Below are 18,203 nucleotides of genomic sequence, written 5' to 3'. Positions count from 1 at the left end.
CCAACCTACCGGTAGAAGTTCGACGGCGGCACCCCGAAGTGGCGCCGGAACATCGCGGCGAAGGCGCTCTGGCTGGCATACCCGCAGCCGAAGGCCACGTCGATGCCCTTCCTGCCCTGGGCCAGCTGCTCGAGCGCCGACAGCAGCCGGGCCTGCTCGCGCCAGCGCGCGAAAGTCATGCCGGTCTCCTGCGAGAACAGGCGGTGCAGCGTCCGCTCTCCCATGCCGAGCGCGGCGGCCCAGTCGCGCACCTGCGCCGGGTTGCCGGGCTGGTCGATCAGGGACTGGCAGAGCGACTTGAGCCGGGTGTCAAACGGCATCGGCAAGTGCAGGGGGATCGCGCTCGAGACGCTCAGCTCGTCGAGCAGCAGGCCGACCAGGCGTTCTTCGCGCGCGCCGAGGTCGCGGTCGAGCGGGATGCGCACCGCTTCCACCATCAGTTCGCGCAGCAGCGGCGAGACGTTGATGACGCAGGTCTGCCGGGGCAGGCCGGGCGCCGCCTGCGCATCGATGTAGGCGGTGCGCATCTCGACGTCGCCGGACATGATGACGTTGTGGCGCAGGCCGGCCACAATCCACAAGGCGCGGCTCGGGGGCACGACCCAGGAGCCGGCGTCCGAATGCACGATCATGACGCCCTTGATCGCGTACAGCAGCTGGCCGCGCGGGTGGGAATGCCAGCCGGTCACCGTCCCGGCAGGCAGGGTGTTTTCCATGGCGACCAGTGGCCGCGGAAGGTCGTGGAAGTCCTGGTGCCGGTTTTTCAAGGGTGTCGCCATGGCAGGAACTCTACACCTTTTGGCAGATGAGCGCGAGACGGCCTTGACCGGCGCGCCTACACTGGCGGGCTGGCGCTGCCTGCCCGCAGCTTTCGTCTTTCCCGCAATACGTACGCAATAGGTACGCAACACCGTCGCCCCATGACCACCAGGACTTCCATCGACAGCCCGGCCGCCGCCGCTACCGTGACGCCGGCAGCCGGACAACCCGGCACCACCTTCTTTGCCGGCATCGTCGGAACGGCTGCCTTCGCGCACTTCCTGAACGACATGATCCAGGCCATGCTGCCCGCGATCTACCCGATGCTGAAAGGCCAGTTTGCGCTCAGCTTCGGCGAGATCGGGCTGATCGGGCTGACCTACCAGGTCACGGCCTCGCTGCTGCAGCCCTGGGTCGGCCTGTACACCGACAAGCACCCGAAACCCTACCTGCTGCCGGCGGGGATGATGGTGACCCTGCTCGGCATCGCCCTGCTGGCCTTTGCCGGGAGCTTCGAGATGCTGCTGCTGGCGTCGGCCGTGATCGGCGTCGGCTCCGCCACCTTCCACCCGGAAGCCTCGCGCGTCGCGCGCATGGCCTCGGGCGGGCGCTTCGGCACCGCGCAGTCGGCCTTCCAGGTCGGCGGTAATTCCGGCTCGGCGATCGGCCCGCTGCTGGCGGCCGCCATCGTGATCCCGCACGGCCAGCCGGCGATCGCCTGGTTCATGGTCGCGGCGCTGGTCGCCGTCGCCGTTCTTTTCCGCCTGACCGGCTGGACGCTGACGCACGGGCACGCCCAGCTGAAAGGCCTGGCGCGCAACCAGAAGGCCGGGCTGGGCCGCGCCGAGGTGATCCGCGCGGTGGCGGTCATCTGCGTGCTGATGTTTGCCAAATTCGTCTACATCGCCTCGTTCACGAACTACTTCACCTTCTACCTGATCCAGCGCTTCGCCCTGAGCGTCGAGCAGAGCCAGCTGTTCCTGTTCATGTTCCTGGCGTCGGTGGCGATCGGCACCTTCGCGGGTGGCCCGGTGGGCGACCGCATCGGGCGCAAGGCCGTGATCTGGATTTCCTTCCTGGGCGTGGCGCCGTTCGCGCTGGCGCTGCCGTACGCCAACCTGTTCTGGACCGCGGTCCTGGCCGGCATCGTCGGCCTGGTGATGTCCTCGGCCTTCTCGGCGCTGGTGGTCTATGCCCAGGAAGCGGTACCCGGCCGCGTGGGCCTGGTGTCGGGCCTGATGTTCGGCTTGATGTTCGGCATCGGCGGCATCGGCGCCGCCGGCCTGGGGCAGCTCGCGGATCACAACGGCATCGTCTGGGTCTACGGCCTGACGTCCTTCCTGCCGCTGCTGGGACTGGCGACGGCGCTGCTGCCGGAGACGCGCAAGTAGCGCGACAGGCCTGCGCGCGTCGCGCGAAAAGACACAGGGCCGCTGCCGGAAAACCGGCGCGGCCCTGTTCGCTTCCTGCGAAGAAGGCGCCCGCTTACTTCACCGCGCGGCGGCGCCTTGCGTAGGCGGCGCCCAGCATGGCGACGCCGAACAGGGCGATGCTCGACGGTTCCGATACCGGCGTACCATTGATCGTCAGGCTGGCCGCGCTCAGCTTGAAGTTGTTCGATCCCCAGGCCTCGTCGCCGAACCACAGGTAGAACTTGCCATCCTGCGCAATCTTCGTGAAGACGTCGGCGTGGGTCTTGGCGTCGATATGGAACAACTGGGTGGTCTGGCCGTTTTTGTTGTTCATGTCCATCAGGTTGGATGTGCGGTGCGAAGGCGTGTCGGCGATGATGACGCGCCAGTCTTCAGCGACCGGAATGAAGCCCAGGAAGTAGTTGTAGTCGTTGGTCTGGCTGAAGCTCAGCGACAGCGACAGGCTGTCGATGCGCTTGTAGTCCAGGTGGCTGAAATCGAAGGTGTCGCTGAAGCGCGTGCAGCCGGTCTGCGTATCGCGCACCGTGATCGACGCGCTGTTCAGGGTGTCGCAGGATTTGCCTCCGGTGCTGGCCTTGTCGCCGCGGCCCGGTGCGCTGCCGTAGTTCTTGTCGATGCTGCCCAGGGTGATCACGCCGGCATTGGCGGAGAAGGTACAGGCGGCCAGCATCAAGGCAGGGAGGGCATGTTTCAGGATGGTGTTCATTGTCTCTCCAGGGAGTAGGTTTATTTGCAATACGAGTAACCAACTAGCAATATTAATGCCAGCAGGAAAAATATCGTAAGAAAACAACAACTTAGTCGTTGAAACGCATGGCGTCGAACGACAGTTGTAAGAAATTCCGACAGTCAGGCAACTGCCGCGCCGAGCGGAGGGGGACGCGAAGCGGCGCCGGCGCACCACCGGCGTCATGGCAAGCACGAGGGCGCCTAGCCAGGCAGGCGTGCGTCGCTGCAGACCATGGCCTGCAGCTTGTCCTGGGGCAGGGCCGGGCTGAAGTAATAACCCTGCATCTGGTCGCAGTCGTGCTGGCGCAGGAAGGCGAGTTGTTCCTGCGTTTCCACGCCTTCGGCGATCACCTCCAGCTTCAGGCTGTGGCCGAGGGCGATGATGGCGCGGGTGATCACGGCATGGCTGTCGTCCGGGCCGCCGTCGAGGAAGGAACGGTCGATCTTGATGACGTCGACCGGGAATTTCTGCAGCTGGCTCAGGCTCGAGTAGCCGGTGCCGAAGTCGTCGATCGACAGGCGCACGCCCAGCGCCTTCAGTTCGGCCAGCGCCTGGGTCGCTTCCAGCGGGCGGTCCATCAGCTGGCTTTCCGTCACTTCCAGTTCCAGCATGCGCGGATCGACGCCATGGCCTTCCAGCACCTCGGCCAGGTGGCGCGCGAACTGGCGCTGGCGCAACTGCCGCGCCGACAGGTTGATCGAGATGACGAAGTCGCCGATGCCCAGCGCGCGCAAGGTCTTGAGGGTGCCGCAGGCTTGCGCCAGCACCCATTCGCCCAGCGGCACGATGAGGCCGGTTTCCTCGGCCACGGGAATGAATTCCTCGGGCGAGACCAGGCCGTGTTCCGGGTGGCGCCAGCGCACCAGGGCCTCGGCGCCGATCACCTTGCCCGTGCGCAGGTCGACTTTCGGCTGGTAGTCGAGGGTCAGTTCGTCGTTGCGGATCGCCCGGCTCAGGCTGGCCTCGAGCAGCAGGTGCCGGTGCACGACCTGGTTCAGTTCGGTGGAATAGAACTGGCAGTTGTTCTTGCCCAGGCTCTTGGCGTGGTACATGGCGGCGTCGGCGGCGCGCATCACGCGGTCGACGTTGTCGCCGTCCAGGGGAAACAGGCTGACGCCGATGCTGGTGCCGGGCAGGATTTCCTTGCCGGCCACGGTGATCGGCGCGCCGACGCTGCGGCGGATGCGCTCGACCAGGTCGGCCACGTGCTGTGTGCTCGGCTGGTCGCGGATGACCAGCACGAATTCGTCGCCGCCGACGCGCGCGACCGTGTCGTCCTCGCGCACGCTGGCGCGCAGGCGGCTGGCGATCTCGCGCAGCACCACGTCGCCGGCTTCGTGGCCGAAGTTGTCGTTGATGTACTTGAAATTGTCGAGGTCGAGAAAGGCCAGCGCGCCCAGCAGTTCGTTGCCCACCGCGAATTCGATCGCGCGCTTCAGTTCGTCCTGCAGCAGGGTGCGGTTAGCCAGCCCCGTGAGCGGGTCGTGGTGGGCCAGGTGGTGCAGGCGGCGCTCGTAATGGCGGGCCTCGGTGATGTCGTTCATGACGGCCACGAAATGCGTCACCTCGCCGTCGACATTGATCACCGGATCGATGCGCAGGTCGTTCCAGAAGATCTCGCCGTTCTTGCGCTGGTTGCGCAGCACCGAGCGCACGCTGGTCTGGCGTTCCAGCGCGTCGTGGATGCGCTGGTGTTCGTGTACGTCGCAGCCTTCGACGCGCATGAAGCGCGGGTCGCGGCCCTTGATCTCGGCCAAGGTGTAGCCGGTCATCTGCTCGAAGGCGGGATTCACGTACTCGATCTGGTTCCTGCCGTCCGTATAGCAGGTGATGACGATCGCGTTGACGCTGGAATAAATGGCCCGCTCGCGTACCCGCATTCCCTGTTCGCTCTGCTTGCGCGCCGTGATGTCGAGCCCGGTGCCGAACACGCAGGGCAGGCTGCCCAGGCTGGTGGCGACGCAGTGGAACAGGAAGGCGGTACGCTTGCCGTGCTTGCCGACCAGCTCGGCCTCGTGCGCGGAGCCGCCCCTGTCGAATGCGGTGAGGATTTTCTCCACGATCGCCGGCCTTTCCTTCTCGTCGAAGAAGTATTTGACGTTCGTGGTGGGCAGTTCCTCGCTCGACATTTCGAGCGCTTCTTCCAGCTGGTGGTTCCACAGCAGCAGGTGGCCGCTCTGGTCGATCACGTAGAACACGCAGGGCAGGCCCTCGATGATGTCGGCCACCGGCAGGTCCTGGATCAGCGAATAGCGCGAGGGTCCGTGGCCGTTCCGGGGAATCATGATGACGCTGAAGCTGCCGGGCAGGTCCAGATCGTAGGACTGAGGCGCGACCGTGATCCGTACCGGCAGGCGCTTGCCGTCGGCGCAGATCAGGCTGCCGCTGGACTCGATATCGGTGCGCGCCGCGACCGGCAAGGCGGCGCCGTCCGGGTCATCGAACGCGACGATCCGGGCCAGCGTCTGGTGGCGGATGTCGGCTGCCGTGTAGCCGGCCAGCTTTTCGCAAGCCTTGTTCCAGCTCGTGATCGTGCCCTCGGCATCGACCACGAAGACCGCAAGCGGCAAAGGTGACAGGTTCAACGCGCCCTCCTGGACCGTTGTGCGCCCTCGTCCGGCCGGGCGCGTTTCGATCGGTCCATGATAGCGCAGCAAACGGTCGGGTGCGAGCGGTGATTTCGCACGTGCGCGGCAGGCAGATGGGGCTGGCTACCGGGTATTCGTGACCCCGGTTCATGAATCGCCTGGTTATTATTGATTGCCAGGCAATAATATCGAGCGGCCCTTAGCCGGCGGGAGCGGCCGGCAGGCTGGCGGGCGGCGCTGCGGGCGGCGGCACGCGCTCGGCTGCGCTGCGCGGAATGCGCCGTCCAGCCTCGATGCCTTCGTTGAACAGGTTGACGATCGGCGTGCCGAGGTAGGGCAGGGCCACGCTGATCGTCAGCAGCCCGACCCCGAGCGTGATCGGGAAGCCGATGCCGAAGATGTTCAGCTGGGGTGCGGCGCGCGTCAGGATGCCGAGCGCGACGTTGACGATCAGTAGCGCGGCAAGGATCGGCATCGACAATTGCAGGCCGGCCGAAAAGATGCGCGCACCCCAGCGCACCACTTCCAGCGGCGCGGTGAGCGACAGCGGCGTGGCCGAGATCGGCAGGCTGACGAAACTTTCCGACAGCGCCGCCAGCAGCACCAGGTGGGCGTTCACGGCCAGGAAGGCCATGGTCGCGACCATCGACATGAACTGGCTGATCGCCGCCGAACGGCCCTGGGTGGCGGGATCGAAGAAGGAGGCGAACGCCAGGCCCATGGTCGAGCTGGCCAGTTCGCCGGCATATTCGACCGCCGCGAACACGATCCGCATCGAGAACCCCATCGCCAGCCCGACCAGCAGTTCCTGCACCAGGATCAGGAGGCCGGCCCAGGAAGTCGGGTCGGTGGCGGGAATCGCCGGCACGGTGGGCGCGATGATGGCGGCCAGCAGCACGCCGAGCACGACCTTGACCGAGGTCGGCACGCTGGCGTGGCCGAGCACGGGCGAGGCCGCGATCAGGCCGAGGATGCGCGTGAGCGGCCACAGCAGGCCGGCGATCCAGGCGTTGATGTCCGCCGCGGCAAGGGTCAGCATCGACCTGCCACTAGCCGACCATGTTCGGAATGCCGGTGAACACCTGGCGCATGTAGTCGAGCATCACCGACAGCATCCAGGGCCCGGCCACGATCAGGGCGATGAAGACCGCAACCAGCTTCGGGATAAAGGAGAGGGTCTGTTCGTTGATCTGGGTCGCGGCCTGGAAGATGCTGACCACCAGGCCGACGATCAGCGCCACCAGCAGCAGCGGCGCCGACACCAGCAGCGTGATTTCCATGGCCGTGCGGCCCATCGTCATGACCGATTCTGGCGTCATCGTGGCTCCCTAGTTGAAGCTCTGGGACAGCGAGCCCAGCAGCAGTTGCCAGCCATCGACCAGCACGAACAGCATCATCTTGAAGGGCAGCGAGATCACCGCCGGCGACATCATCATCATGCCCATCGACATCAGCACCGAGGCCACCACCATGTCGATGATCAGGAATGGGATGAAGATCGCGAAGCCGATCTGGAACGCGGTCTTCAGTTCGCTGGTGACGAAGGCCGGGATCAAGACGCGCAGCGGCACGTCTTCCGGACCCTGCAGGGCCGGCGTGCGCGAGATCTTGGCGAACATCGCCAGGTCCGACTGGCGCGTCTGCTTCAGCATGAAGTCCTTCAGGGGCGCCGCGCCGCGGTTCATCGCTTCCGTCATCTGGATGCGGTTCTCCTGCAGCGGCAGGTAGGCCTCAGTGTAGATCTTGTCGAAGGTCGGGCCCATCACGAACAGGGTCAGGAACAGGGCCAGGCCCACCATCACCTGGTTCGGCGGCGCGGTTTGCGTGCCGATCGCCTGGCGCAGCAGCGACAGCACGATGATGATGCGGGTGAAGCTGGTCATCATCAGCAGGGCGGCCGGCAGGAAGGTGAACGCCGTCATCAGGAGCAGCGTCTGCACCGGCAGCGAATACTGGGTGCCGCCGCCCGGCGCGGCGCTGGTGGTGAAGGCGGGGATGCCCGGCTGGGCCAGTGCTATCAGCGGCAGCGCTGCCAGCGCCGTGAGGCCGGCGGCCAGCAGGAGTTTCTTATTTCGCATTACGTTTGTCGATCGTCTGTTTGAGCCAGTCGGAAAAACTCGTCGCCGACGGGGGCTGGCCGGCCAGCGTGGCGCCGGATTGTACGCCGCCCGCCGCTGCGGCCGCCTGTTTCGGCATCGTCGCCAGCGCGTTGATGCGGCCGGGCGAGGCGCCGACCACGATCCACTGGTCGCCGACTTCCACCACCATGATGCGTTCGCGCCCGCCGATGTTGAGCGAGCCGACCATGCGCAGGTTGCCGCCGCCGCCGCCCGCGATCTTCGGGCCATAGCGCTTGGCCAGCCAGGCCAGGGCGGCCAGCAGGGCCAGCACCAGCACCAGGGCGAAGATGGTCTGCAGCAGGCTGCCGGTCGAGGGGCCGGGCGCCGGCTGGGGAATCGTCACCGGATTGGCCGGGGTGCCGGGAATCGCGGCCGGGGCGCCGGGCACGACCTGGGCCGGCGGCGCGTTCGCAGGCGCTCGGTCGGCTGAACCTTGCGCCGTGGTCGGCACTTCGCCGACCGTGGTGACGCGTTCCTGCGGCGCGATGGAGGAGGGGGCGTCGCCCGGCGCCGGTGCCGGCGCGGTGGAGCGGGGAGCGTTGGCAGGCGCAGTACGGGCCGGGGCCGGGGCCGACGCGGCGGTTGGCGGCTGGGTGGCCGGCGTCGCGGTGTCCTGTTGCTGGCGCGCCGCGGGTGCCGCCGCAGCCGGCGGCTGCGCCGGCGCGGTCGTCGGTGCGGGCTGGGCGACAGCTGGCGATTCGGTCGAGCCGGGCTGGGCCGGCTGGGCCGCGCAGGCCGCCAGCGGCATCAGGCAGGCCAGCGACAGCAAGGCGCTCGCCCCGCGCCTGCGTAAGGAGAGAAAAGGCAGCCAGCCTGGGCTGGCTGCCTCAACGACACTCCCAATTTCATGTGCAGTCAGGCGGGCGGGGGCGAGCAGGGGCATCATTTATTCAATTTTCTGATCCGTTCCGAAGGTGTGATGATATCAGTGAGTCGGATACCGAACTTGTCGTTCACGACCACGACCTCGCCCTGGGCGATCAGGCAGCCGTTGACCAGCACGTCCATCGGTTCGCCGGCCAGGCCGTCGAGCTCGACGACCGAGCCCTGGGCCAGCTGCAGCAGGTTCTTGATGGCAATCTTCGTGCGGCCCAGTTCCACCGTCAGCTGGACCGGGATGTCGAGAATGAAGTCGATGTCGTTCGGCGTATCCGGACGCGGATTCTTGGTGCCGAAGTCCTGGAACACGGCGGCGCTGGCCTGCTGCTGCTTCTGCAGCGCGGCGGCTTCGGCGGCGGCCTGTTCGGCAATCGCGGCGCCCCAATCGTCGTCGAGGCTCTGGTCGTCCTGGGTGTCAGACATGGTGTTTCTCCTGAATTACTTGAAGCTGTCGCTATTGGCCAGTAGTTTTTCGACCTTCAGCGCGTACTGGCCGTTCGAGACGCCGTAGGAGCATTCCATCACCGGCACGCCGTCGACGGTGGCCTGGATGGTCTCGGGGACGCTGATCGGGATCACGTCGCCGATTTTCATGTTGAGGATCTCGTCGAAGTTCGCCTTGCCGTGGCCGAGTTCGGCCACCAGCTCGACTTCGGCGACCTGGATCTGCTGGGTCATCAGGCGGATCCAGCGCTTGTCGACTTCCAGCGCCTCGCCCTGGATGCTCGAGGTCAGCGCATCGCGGATCGGCTCGATCATCGAATAGGGCATGCAGAAGTGGATCTGGCCCGAGACCGGGCCGAGCTCGATCGTGAAAGTGGACGATACCACGACTTCGTTGGGCGTCGCGATGTTCGCGAACTGGGTGTTCATCTCCGAACGGATGTATTCGAACTCGATCGGGTACACCGGCTCCCACGACTTGGTATACGCCTCGAACACGATGTCGAGGATGCGCAGGATGATGCGCTGCTCGGTCTGGGTAAAGTCGCGCCCTTCGACGCGCGTGTGGAAGCGGCCGTCGCCACCGAACAGGTTGTCGACCAGCAGGAACACCAGGCCCGGATCGAAGACCATCAGCGCGGTGCCGCGCAGGGGCTTCATGTGGATCAGGTTCAGGTTGGTCGGAACCACCAGGTTGCGGATGAATTCGCTGTACTTCGAGACCCGCACCGAGCCCACCGAGACCTCGGCGCTGCGGCGCAGGAAGTTGAACAGGCCGATGCGCAACAAACGCGCGAAGCGCTCGTTGATGATCTCGAGCGTCGGCATGCGGCCGCGCACGATCCGCTCCTGGGTCGCCAGGTTGTAGGTGCGGACTCCCGAGGTGTCTTCAGGCGCGGAAACGTCGTCCTGATCGCCGTTGACCCCCTTGAGGAGGGCATCGACTTCTTCCTGTGAGAGGAAATTATCGGCCATGATGCGTCTTTACTGGATGATGAACGAGGTGAACAGCACGTCGGACACTTCCTGCTCGTCGCCATGCTCGTCGAACGGCGCCTGGACGACGGCCTTGATCTCGGCGGCCAGCTGCTGCTTGCCGGCGATGGTGTTGATCTCGGAGGCCTTCTTGCCCGACAACAGCATCAGCACGCGGCTGCGCACCTTGGCCATGTTGTCCTTGACCAGGAGCGCCTGCTCGGGACCGTCGACCTGCAGGGTGAACTGGATCTGCAGGTACTGGTCGCCTTCGTCGCCCGGCTGCAGGTTGACCACGAACTGCTCGATCGGCACGTACTCGGACTTGACGGCGGCCTTCTTCTCTTTCTTCTTTTTCTTCGGCGCTTCCTCATGGGCCTCGGCGTCGCCGCTGCCGTGCAGGAAGTACCAGCCCGCACCGGCGCCGCCGCCGAGCAGCAGCACGCCCGCGATCGCGATGATCATGAGCTTCTTCTTCGAGCCGCCTGCCGGCGCCGCTGCGTCTGCCGCGGGGGCGGACTTCGTTTTCGGATTCGCTTTCAAGATACCTCGGTGCCAGATGGATTGCGTAATGATGACATTATCGAGAAAAAGTGCGCGACGGCAAGCTTTGAAAAGAGGGGAGAAGGCCGGTCAGATCGAAGTTTGTGCGTAGGGTGGGTTCTCGAACCCACGCGGTTTCGCCGGGTGATCCGTGTTGGCGGTTGCCGGAAACGCAACGGGTGGGCATCCGCCGTACCGGTGGGTTCGAGAACCCACCCTACAAGGTCAACATCTTATGGATTACGCAAAGGTATCGACCGCCCCCGCGCCACCGAGGATGCTGGTGCGCTGGCGTGGCGCGGCTTCCGCCACGGCGCTGTCGCCGCCGGCGCCATTGCCGCCGCCGCTGCCCGGACGGCCCGAGCCCTGCTGGTTCTGCTGCTGGGAACCGTCGTTGCCCGCGTTCACGGTCGCGTTACCGAGGGCGATGCCGCTCTCGTTCATCATCTCGCGCAGGCGCGGCAGGGAGTTTTCCAGGGCCTGGCGCACTTCGAGCTGCTGGGCCGAGAAGGTCACGCTGGCCATGTCGTTCGAGACGTTCAGCACCACCTGCACCGGGCCGAGATCCGGCGGGTTCAGTTCCAGCGTGGCGCTCTGGTCCTCGCCGCCGACCATCCAGATCACCTTCTGGCCGACCTGGTTGTCCCAGGCTGGCGTGCCGACGCGGGCGCTGAGGCGGTCGGTCGGCAGGGCGCCGGCGGCCTGCGCCGTCTGCAGGGCATTGGCCTGGGTCGCCAGTTGGGTCACGGCCGCGGGCGCCGTGTCCTTCAGCGCGGCGGCGTGCGCCATGCTGTCCTGCAGCTTGGCCGAGAACTGGCCGGCATCGGCCTGTGCCTTGCCGGCCTGCTCGCCGGCCCGGGCCAGGTCGAGCGCGCGCAGGTCGACGCCGGGTGCGGCCTTGTCCTGCGGCTGGTCGGTCACTGCGCCGAGCGCATCGGCGTCGGGCTTGACGGCGCCCTTGCCGTCGTCGACGCCGGGCTTGCCCTTGAGCGCCGCCTGCAGGCCGCCGGCGGCGGATTCTTCCGCCACGGCCGGCGCTGCCGCCTGGGCTGGCTGGCCGAGGCTGGCCAGCATGGCCAGCATGTCGGTCGCCGCATCGGCGCCCTTGGCGTCGGCGTCCTCGCCATCCTTGCCCTCGGCGGCGGTCCTGGTCTCGCCTGCGCCGTGGGCGGCGTCCGCTTTCCCGGCTTCGTCGGCCTGGGTGCCGTCCTTCGCCGGCTCCTTTGCCGCTTCGCGTGCCGGCGCCTTCGCTTCGTTGGCGGCGGGTTGCGCCGGCGCCTGCGGTTTCGCCGCGGCCGGCGGCTGGGCGGCCGGCTGCGACTGCGGCGCGCGCGGCGGCGCGGCCAGCGCCTGGCGCTGCTCGAGCTGGCGCTGGGCCAGCTGGCGCGTCAGCGCGGCGCCGAAGTCGGCGCCCTCGGCCAGCACCGCGCTGCCGCGCATGTCGCGCGCCTGGCCATGCGTGGAATTGAGGCCGTTCGCGCCGTTGGCGCCGCTCACCTGGAACGGAAGGGAAGTGGTTTGCATCGTCATGATAGGTTCAACGTTGGTGGCGGACGGTGCGCGCGGCGTGGTCGTCCATCATTTTCTGGTCGCGCTTGTTCTCGACCTTCAGCGCCTCGGCCGCCGCCCGCTCGTTCAGCGTGCGGTAGGACAAGCGCTTGCGCTCGCTTTCCTGCCAGGCCTTCTTTTCCTGCTCGCTCTTGTACTTCGCATGCTTGAGCACTTCGCGCTGGCCGTTGGTCGCGTTGTCGAGCTTGTCGATAAAGGCGACGAAATTACGGTAGGCGAAGGGCGTGATGCCCGCCATCTGCGCCTGGTCGAGCTTGTTCGCGTAGTCGTCGCGGTAGCCCAGCAGCATCTGCAGTTTCGCTTCCGCTTCCTCGACCGCCTTCAGCGCGGCGCCGAGGCGCTTGGCGGCGGCGTCGGAATCGCGCTGGGCCAGCTCGATCAGGGTTTCAAGGGCGGAGGTATTTGCCATGATTCAAGTATACCGAGGCAAATATGGAATCAATCAGCCGAACAGAGCGCCTAATTGCCCCAAACTCTGGCCCATGTTGGTGTTCTCGTGGATTTCCTGGCACAGGAATTCCTCGATCTTCTCGTTCAGCGCGATCGCCTGGTCGAGCACCGGGTCGCTGCCGGGCGCATAGGCGCCGACGCTGATCAGGTCGCGCGAGCGCTGGTAGCGCGAATACAGCTGTTTCAGCTTGCGCGCCGACTGCTGGTGCTGGTGCGAGGTAATGCCGTGCATGGCCCGGCTGATCGACTGTTCGATGTCGATCGCGGGGTAGTGGCCGGCCTCGGCCAGGTGGCGATTCAGCACGATGTGGCCGTCGAGGATACCGCGCGCGGCGTCGGCAATCGGGTCTTGTTGGTCGTCGCCCTCGGACAGCACGGTGTAGAAGGCGGTGATCGAACCGCCGCCCTCCAGGCCGTTGCCGGCGCGTTCGACCAGTACCGGCAGCTTGGCGAACACCGAGGGCGGATAACCCTTGGTCGCCGGCGGTTCGCCAATGGCCAGGGCGATCTCGCGCTGCGCCATGGCGTAGCGGGTCAGCGAATCCATGATCAGGAGGACGTTCTTGCCCTGGTCGCGGAAGTGCTCGGCAATCGCGGTGGCATAGGCCGCGCCCTGCAGGCGCATCAGCGGCGGGCTGTCGGCGGGCGCGGCGACCACGGCCGAGCGGGCCAGGCCATCCTCGCCCAGGATCTGCTCGATGAATTCCTTCACCTCGCGGCCCCGTTCGCCGATCAGGCCGACGACGATCACGTCGGCCGTGGTGTAGCGCGCGATCATCCCCAGCAGCACGGATTTGCCGACGCCGGTGCCGGCGAACAGGCCCAGGCGCTGGCCGCGGCCCACGGTCAGCATGGCGTTGATCGCGCGTACGCCGACGTCCAGGGTGTCCTTGATCGGCGCGCGGTCGAGCGGATTCACCGGACGGGCGTTGATCGGGGCGACGTCGCTGGTGGCGAGCGGGCCCTTGCCGTCGAGCGGACGGCCGGCGCCGTCGACCACGCGGCCGAGCAGGCCCATGCCGACCGGCAGGTGGCGCGCGCGGTCGCTCGGACGGCGGCGCGGATGGTTCACCGTGCCCGGACGCGGCACCGGGGTCTCGACCGGGAACACGCGCGAACCCGGCACCACGCCCTCGACGTCGCTCTGCGGCATCAGGAACAGGCGCTCGCCCTCGAAGCCGACCACTTCGGCCTCGATCTTCGCGCCGTTCGGCAGCGGGATGGTGCAGGCGCTGCCCACCGCCAGGCGCAGGCCGACGCATTCCATGACCAGGCCGGCCACGCGCGTGACGCGTCCCGAGACCTGCATCGGCTCCACGAAGCCGACCAGCGCATCGCAGTCGGCCAGGTAGGATTTCCAGCGCGACGTGTGACGGTCCAAGGTTGCGGTGCTCATCAGGCGAGCCACTCCACGTTCTTGCCCAGCGCATGCGTCAGGCGGCTCCAGCGGGCCGCGGCCCCGGCATCGATCTGGTTGCTGGCGGTATCGACCTTGCAGCCGCCGCGCGCGATTTGCGGATCGGCGACGACGCGCCAACCGCCCTTGTCGAGTTCGTCGGCCAGGCCGGCGCGCACGATGTCGATGTCGTCGGGATGGAGCGCCAGCACGGCCGGCTGCTGCAGCACCGGCAGGTATTCGATCGCTTCGCGCACGATGCCGATGACCAGTTCCGGACGCACCTCGAAGGCGGTGCGCACCATCGAGCGGGCCAGGTGCAGGGCCAGGTCGAGCACGTCGGCGGCGATGGTCTCGTCGGCCTGGGCCAGCGCGTCGCTGAAGGAGGCCGCGACCGCGCGCAGGCTTTGCAGCTCGGTGGCGGCTTCGACGCGGCCGGCCTCGAAGGCTTCGGCATGGCCGGCGGCGCGGCCTTCTTCCAGGCCCTCGGCATAGCCTTCGGCGCGCGCCTGCTCGCGGATCGCTTCCAGTTCGGCGGCCGTCGGCAGCTGCACCGCCGGCATGGCCGCGGCGGCCTGCTCGGCGGCGAACTGCTGCGCCCGAGCTGCGGCAGCGCCAGCTGCGGCAGCTTGGGCGCGGTTTTCCTCCTCCTCTTTTTCCTTGATGCGGGCGGCGAGGGTGCTCGGCCGCTCGTCGCCGAAGGAAGTCATTTCCCAGCGCTTGAAAGCGCCCTGCAAGTCCTTGTTCATCATCGAATCTTAACTTAAACGAAGGAGTCTTCGCCCTTGCCGCCGAGGACGACCTGGCCCTCGTCGGCCAGGCGGCGCACGATCTGCAGGATCTGCTTCTGCTGGGCTTCCACTTCCGACAGGCGCACCGGACCCTTCGATTCCAGGTCTTCGCGCATCATTTCGCTGGCGCGCTGGCTCATGTTGCGGAAGATCTTCTCGCGCAGGTCCTGCGAGGCGCCCTTCAGGGCGACGATCAGCATTTCCGACTGCACTTCGCGCAGCAGCAGCTGGATGCCGCGGTCGTCGATGTCGATGATGTTGTCGAACACGAACATCTCGTCCATGATCTTCTGCGCCATGTCGTTGTCGTAGTTCTTGATGTTTTCCATGACCGCGCTTTCCTGCTCGCCGGCCATGAAGTTCAGGATCTCGGCCGCGGTGCGCACGCCGCCGAGCGAGGACTTCTTGATGTGCTCGTTACCCGACAGCAGCTTGGTCAGCACGTCGTTCAGCTCGCGCAGTGCGGCCGGCTGCACGCCGTCCAGGGTGGCGATGCGCAGCACGACGTCGTTGCGCAGGCGCTCGGTGAAGTGGCTGAGGATCTCGCAGGCCTGGTCGCGCTCGAGGTGCACCAGGATGGTGGCGATGATCTGCGGGTGCTCGTTGCGGATCAGTTCCGACACCGACTGCGCGTCCATCCACTTCAGGCTCTCGATGCCCGAGGCGTCCTTGCCGCCCAGGATGCGGTTCAGCAGCACCGCGGCCTTGTCGTCGCCCAGCGCCTTGGTCAGCACCTCGCGGATGTACTCGTCCGAATCGAGGCCGACCGTCGAGTGGGCGTCGGCCTCGTCGCGGAAGGCTTCCAGCACGTTGACCACCTGCTCGTGCTGCACCGACTTCATCGCGGCCATGGCGGCGCCCAGCTTCAGCACCTCGCGCGGGCCGAGGAACTTCATCACCTCGGCCGCTTCTTCCTCGCCCAGGGCCAGCATCAGGATTGCCGCCTTGGTGATACCTTCCTTGTCCTTGTCGCTCATTCCGCACCCACCCATGCCTTGATCACGTTTGCCACGATGCGCGGATCGTCGCGCGCCATTTCCTTCGCCAGCGCCAGGTTGGCGCGGTAGCTGCGCTCCCGTGGCGCTTCTTCCTCTTCCTCGCCGATCGGCTGGCCGTCTTCGCCCAGCTTGACCACGGCGTCGGGATCTTCTTCCTCTTCTTCCTTCTTTTCCTCTTCCGGCATCGCGACCGCCTCGTCGAACTTGTGCATCACCGGGCGCAGCAGCGGGCGCAGGATGCGGAAGTAGAGGAAGGCGATGATGGCGGCGATCAGCAGGTACTTGCCGACTTCCCATGCCAGCGGCAGGTTGGCCGGGTCCTTGTACCAGTCGGGGCCGGCTTCGTCCGGCCGGTCGACGCCGTCGAAGGGGGCATTCGCCACGCTCATGGTGTCGCCGCGCGCTTCCGAGTAGCCCATCGCCTGCTTGACCAGGTCGTTGATCTGGCTGACCTCGGCGGCCGACAACGGCTTGACCGTCACCTTGCCGGTATTCGGGTCGACCGAGCGGCGGTAGTTCACCACCACGCCGACCGTCAGGCGCTTGATGCCGCCCATCGGGCGCTGCTCGTAGCGAATGGTCTTGTCGACTTCGTAATTCGTGGTCGCGTCCTTGCGGGTCGGGCCAGCTGCCGGCGCGGCGCCAGCCGGGCCTGCAGCGGTACCATCCAGGGGAGCCGTGGCCACGCCCGGCGGCTGGTTCGACAGCGCGCCCGGGATGCCGTTGGCGTTGCCGGTCGTCGGGCCGGTCTGCTCCGAGGTCTGCTGGCTGCGGATCGCCTGCGGCTCCGGCGGCGAATTCGGCTTGTACATTTCGGCGGCGGTGTCGACCTGGGCAAAATCGATCTCGGCGGTCGCCTCGGCGCGCACGTTGTCCTTGCCGACGATCGGGGTGATCAGCGACTCGACCTGCTTGATGATGTTCTGCTGCACCGTCTCGACGTACTTGAGCTGGGTGGCGTCGAGCTGCTTGTTGAGGCCATTCTGCTTCGGCTGCTCGGACAGCAAATTGCCGTTCTGGTCGACCACGGTGACGTTGCCGACGGTCAGCTCGGGAATGCTGGAGGCGACCAGGTGCACGATGGCGCTGACCTGGCCCGGATCGAGGGCGCGGCCGGACTGCAGGTTCAGCAGGACCGAGGCGGTCGGCTTTTGCTGGTCGCGCACGAATACCGAGGGCTTCGGCAGCGCCAGGTGCACGCGCGCCGCGGCGACCGAGCCGAGCGACTGGATCGAACGCGCCAGCTCGCCCTCCAGCGAGCGCTGGTAATTGACTTGCTCCAGGAACTGCGACACGCCCAGCTTCTGGTTTTCCATCAGCTCGAAGCCGAGGTTGCCGCCTTTCGGCAGGCCCTGCGAGGCCAGTTTCAGGCGCAGGTCCGGCACTTGCTCGGCCGGCACCAGGATCGCGCTGCCGCCTTCGGAAAATTTGTACTTGACCCCCATCTGGTCGAGCGCCGCGGTGATCGCGCCGCCATCCTTGTCGCTGTAGTTGGCGTACAGGACGCGGTAGTCGGGCGACTGGTTCCACAGCCAGACCGCCACGATCAGGGCCAGTGCCGCCGCCACGCCGCCGCCGATGAGCACTTTCTTGCCCATGTCGGTCTTCAGGAAGGGTTGCGGCTGTGCTGGGGTGTCGAGCAGTTCGTCGGCGGTCGCGGCCATGGTGGTTGTCCAGGGTGGAAAAAAGGGATCAGGCAGGATTATGAAGCCGTAGGGCAACATTCAAACCCCGGAATAGGGGGTGGTTTCCCCTCTTGCTCACCGCAAATTATTGCTGTCGCGCTGGTAATCTGACAGCCTGACATCGCCCGGCCGCGTTTCGCGCACGGGCACGCAACGGAAAGACAGGAGAACCCATGAGCATAGGCGGAATCGGCGGCATCGACAGCAGCCGCATCGAGGCGATGATGGCCCAGTTGAAGGCGGCCGCCACCAAGCCCGCCGCGCCGAACCTGGCGCCGGGCAGCCTCGGCGGTATCGGCAACCTCGGCAACCTCGGCAAGCTCGGTGACCTGGGCAAGGCGGCCGACGTCGGCGCCAGCGAGGGCGCCTCGAAGGTCAGCTTCTCGGACGCGCTGAAGAACTCGCTCCAGCAGGTCAGCAATTCGCAGAAGCACGCGGAAGAACTGGGCCAGAAATTCGCGATGGGCGACGACAGCGTCAGCCTGTCGGACACCATGATCGCGATGCAGAAGTCGAGCATCGCCTTCCAGGCCACCGTGCAGGTGCGCAACAAACTGGTGTCGGCCTACCACGAGATCATGAACATGCAGGTCTGATCACCGCAATCAGGATGAGAAACGGGCCGCGTCTCCAGCAGGAGCGCGGCCCGTTTTGTTGTTAATTCGTAGGGTGGGCACTCCGTGCCCACGCGTTACGTGCGGCGCCTTGCACCGATAACGTTGAGGTGTCGCCCGCCAGCCTTGCCGCGAGCCGCCGTCCCGTCCGAGGCATGCACCGCGAGCGATAAGCCGCCGCCAACGCATCCCGGAGACGCCCGTAACGCGTGGGCACGGCGTGCCCACC

18 protein-coding genes are annotated in these 18,203 nt (G+C 66.6%); 2 read left to right on the top strand and 16 right to left on the bottom strand.

Annotation, left to right across the window (positions count from 1 at the left end):
* Positions 1 to 5: 5 nt before the first annotated feature.
* The gene (locus tag ACFOPH_RS13165; protein ID WP_379735706.1) at positions 6 to 779 is read right to left on the bottom strand and encodes an AraC family transcriptional regulator; all 774 of its coding nucleotides are present in this window, start codon (positions 777 to 779) and stop codon (positions 6 to 8) included.
* 141 nt (positions 780 to 920) lie between these two features.
* Here ACFOPH_RS13165 and ACFOPH_RS13160 point away from each other — a divergent pair, with 141 nt between their 5' ends.
* The gene (locus ACFOPH_RS13160; RefSeq protein WP_312550721.1) at positions 921 to 2,150 is read left to right on the top strand and encodes an MFS transporter; all 1,230 of its coding nucleotides are present in this window, start codon (positions 921 to 923) and stop codon (positions 2,148 to 2,150) included.
* Positions 2,151 to 2,244: 94 nt separating this feature from the next.
* Here the strand turns inward: ACFOPH_RS13160 and ACFOPH_RS13155 are convergent, their stop codons facing one another.
* The 15 genes from ACFOPH_RS13155 to fliF all read right to left on the bottom strand — a co-directional run bounded on the left by ACFOPH_RS13155 (position 2,245) and on the right by fliF (position 17,339).
* Complete coding sequence (locus ACFOPH_RS13155) at positions 2,245 to 2,898, bottom strand: PEP-CTERM sorting domain-containing protein (RefSeq protein WP_312550720.1); 654 nt, start codon at positions 2,896 to 2,898, stop codon at positions 2,245 to 2,247.
* Between the two features lie 224 nt (positions 2,899 to 3,122).
* Positions 3,123 to 5,507 carry a sensor domain-containing protein gene (locus tag ACFOPH_RS13150; RefSeq protein ID WP_379735703.1) on the bottom strand — a complete coding sequence of 795 codons (2,385 nt, stop codon included), beginning with the start codon at positions 5,505 to 5,507 and terminating at the stop codon, positions 3,123 to 3,125.
* 202 nt (positions 5,508 to 5,709) lie between these two features.
* Positions 5,710 to 6,549: a flagellar biosynthetic protein FliR gene (fliR, locus tag ACFOPH_RS13145; RefSeq protein ID WP_312550717.1), complete on the bottom strand. Its 840-nt coding sequence runs from the start codon at positions 6,547 to 6,549 to the stop codon at positions 5,710 to 5,712.
* Positions 6,550 to 6,559: 10 nt separating this feature from the next.
* Positions 6,560 to 6,829 (bottom strand): flagellar biosynthesis protein FliQ, encoded by a 270-nt coding sequence (gene fliQ, locus ACFOPH_RS13140; protein WP_312550715.1) that lies wholly within the window; start codon positions 6,827 to 6,829, stop codon positions 6,560 to 6,562.
* A gap of 9 nt (positions 6,830 to 6,838) precedes the next feature.
* Positions 6,839 to 7,588: a flagellar type III secretion system pore protein FliP gene (gene fliP, locus ACFOPH_RS13135; RefSeq protein WP_312550713.1), complete on the bottom strand. Its 750-nt coding sequence runs from the start codon at positions 7,586 to 7,588 to the stop codon at positions 6,839 to 6,841.
* Entirely contained in the window at positions 7,578 to 8,399 is an 822-nt protein-coding gene (fliO, locus tag ACFOPH_RS13130; RefSeq protein WP_379735700.1) for a flagellar biosynthetic protein FliO, read from the bottom strand. The genes fliP and fliO overlap by 11 nt, the downstream gene beginning before the upstream one ends.
* A gap of 113 nt (positions 8,400 to 8,512) precedes the next feature.
* On the bottom strand, positions 8,513 to 8,932 hold the full coding sequence (gene fliN / locus ACFOPH_RS13125) for a flagellar motor switch protein FliN (RefSeq protein ID WP_312554089.1): 420 nt from the start codon (positions 8,930 to 8,932) through the stop codon (positions 8,513 to 8,515).
* 15 nt (positions 8,933 to 8,947) lie between these two features.
* Positions 8,948 to 9,928 carry a flagellar motor switch protein FliM gene (gene fliM / locus ACFOPH_RS13120; RefSeq protein ID WP_312554091.1) on the bottom strand — a complete coding sequence of 327 codons (981 nt, stop codon included), beginning with the start codon at positions 9,926 to 9,928 and terminating at the stop codon, positions 8,948 to 8,950.
* A gap of 9 nt (positions 9,929 to 9,937) precedes the next feature.
* The gene (gene fliL, locus ACFOPH_RS13115) at positions 9,938 to 10,471 is read right to left on the bottom strand and encodes a flagellar basal body-associated protein FliL (protein WP_312554093.1); all 534 of its coding nucleotides are present in this window, start codon (positions 10,469 to 10,471) and stop codon (positions 9,938 to 9,940) included.
* A 240-nt stretch (positions 10,472 to 10,711) separates the two neighbouring features.
* The gene (locus ACFOPH_RS13110) at positions 10,712 to 12,001 is read right to left on the bottom strand and encodes a flagellar hook-length control protein FliK (protein ID WP_379735697.1); all 1,290 of its coding nucleotides are present in this window, start codon (positions 11,999 to 12,001) and stop codon (positions 10,712 to 10,714) included.
* Between the two features lie 7 nt (positions 12,002 to 12,008).
* Positions 12,009 to 12,449: a flagellar export protein FliJ gene (gene fliJ / locus ACFOPH_RS13105; protein ID WP_312553070.1), complete on the bottom strand. Its 441-nt coding sequence runs from the start codon at positions 12,447 to 12,449 to the stop codon at positions 12,009 to 12,011.
* 33 nt (positions 12,450 to 12,482) lie between these two features.
* Positions 12,483 to 13,886: a flagellar protein export ATPase FliI gene (gene fliI, locus ACFOPH_RS13100; RefSeq protein WP_379735695.1), complete on the bottom strand. Its 1,404-nt coding sequence runs from the start codon at positions 13,884 to 13,886 to the stop codon at positions 12,483 to 12,485.
* Positions 13,886 to 14,638, bottom strand: coding sequence for a flagellar assembly protein FliH (locus tag ACFOPH_RS13095; RefSeq protein WP_312553074.1), 753 nt, complete (start codon positions 14,636 to 14,638; stop codon positions 13,886 to 13,888). The genes fliI and ACFOPH_RS13095 overlap by 1 nt, the downstream gene beginning before the upstream one ends.
* An 11-nt stretch (positions 14,639 to 14,649) precedes the next feature.
* On the bottom strand, positions 14,650 to 15,654 hold the full coding sequence (gene fliG, locus ACFOPH_RS13090) for a flagellar motor switch protein FliG (protein WP_379735693.1): 1,005 nt from the start codon (positions 15,652 to 15,654) through the stop codon (positions 14,650 to 14,652).
* Positions 15,651 to 17,339, bottom strand: coding sequence for a flagellar basal-body MS-ring/collar protein FliF (gene fliF, locus ACFOPH_RS13085; RefSeq protein WP_312553079.1), 1,689 nt, complete (start codon positions 17,337 to 17,339; stop codon positions 15,651 to 15,653). Before fliF ends, fliG begins: the two co-directional genes overlap by 4 nt.
* 194 nt (positions 17,340 to 17,533) lie before the next feature.
* Here fliF and fliE point away from each other — a divergent pair, with 194 nt between their 5' ends.
* Positions 17,534 to 17,956, top strand: coding sequence for a flagellar hook-basal body complex protein FliE (gene fliE, locus ACFOPH_RS13080; RefSeq protein WP_312553082.1), 423 nt, complete (start codon positions 17,534 to 17,536; stop codon positions 17,954 to 17,956).
* Positions 17,957 to 18,203: the final 247 nt, after the last annotated feature.

The sequence above is a fragment of the Massilia haematophila genome, assembly GCF_042647645.1.
Classification (GTDB): domain Bacteria; phylum Pseudomonadota; class Gammaproteobacteria; order Burkholderiales; family Burkholderiaceae_D; genus Telluria; species Telluria haematophila.
This window is presented reverse-complemented; position numbering and strand designations above follow the sequence as displayed.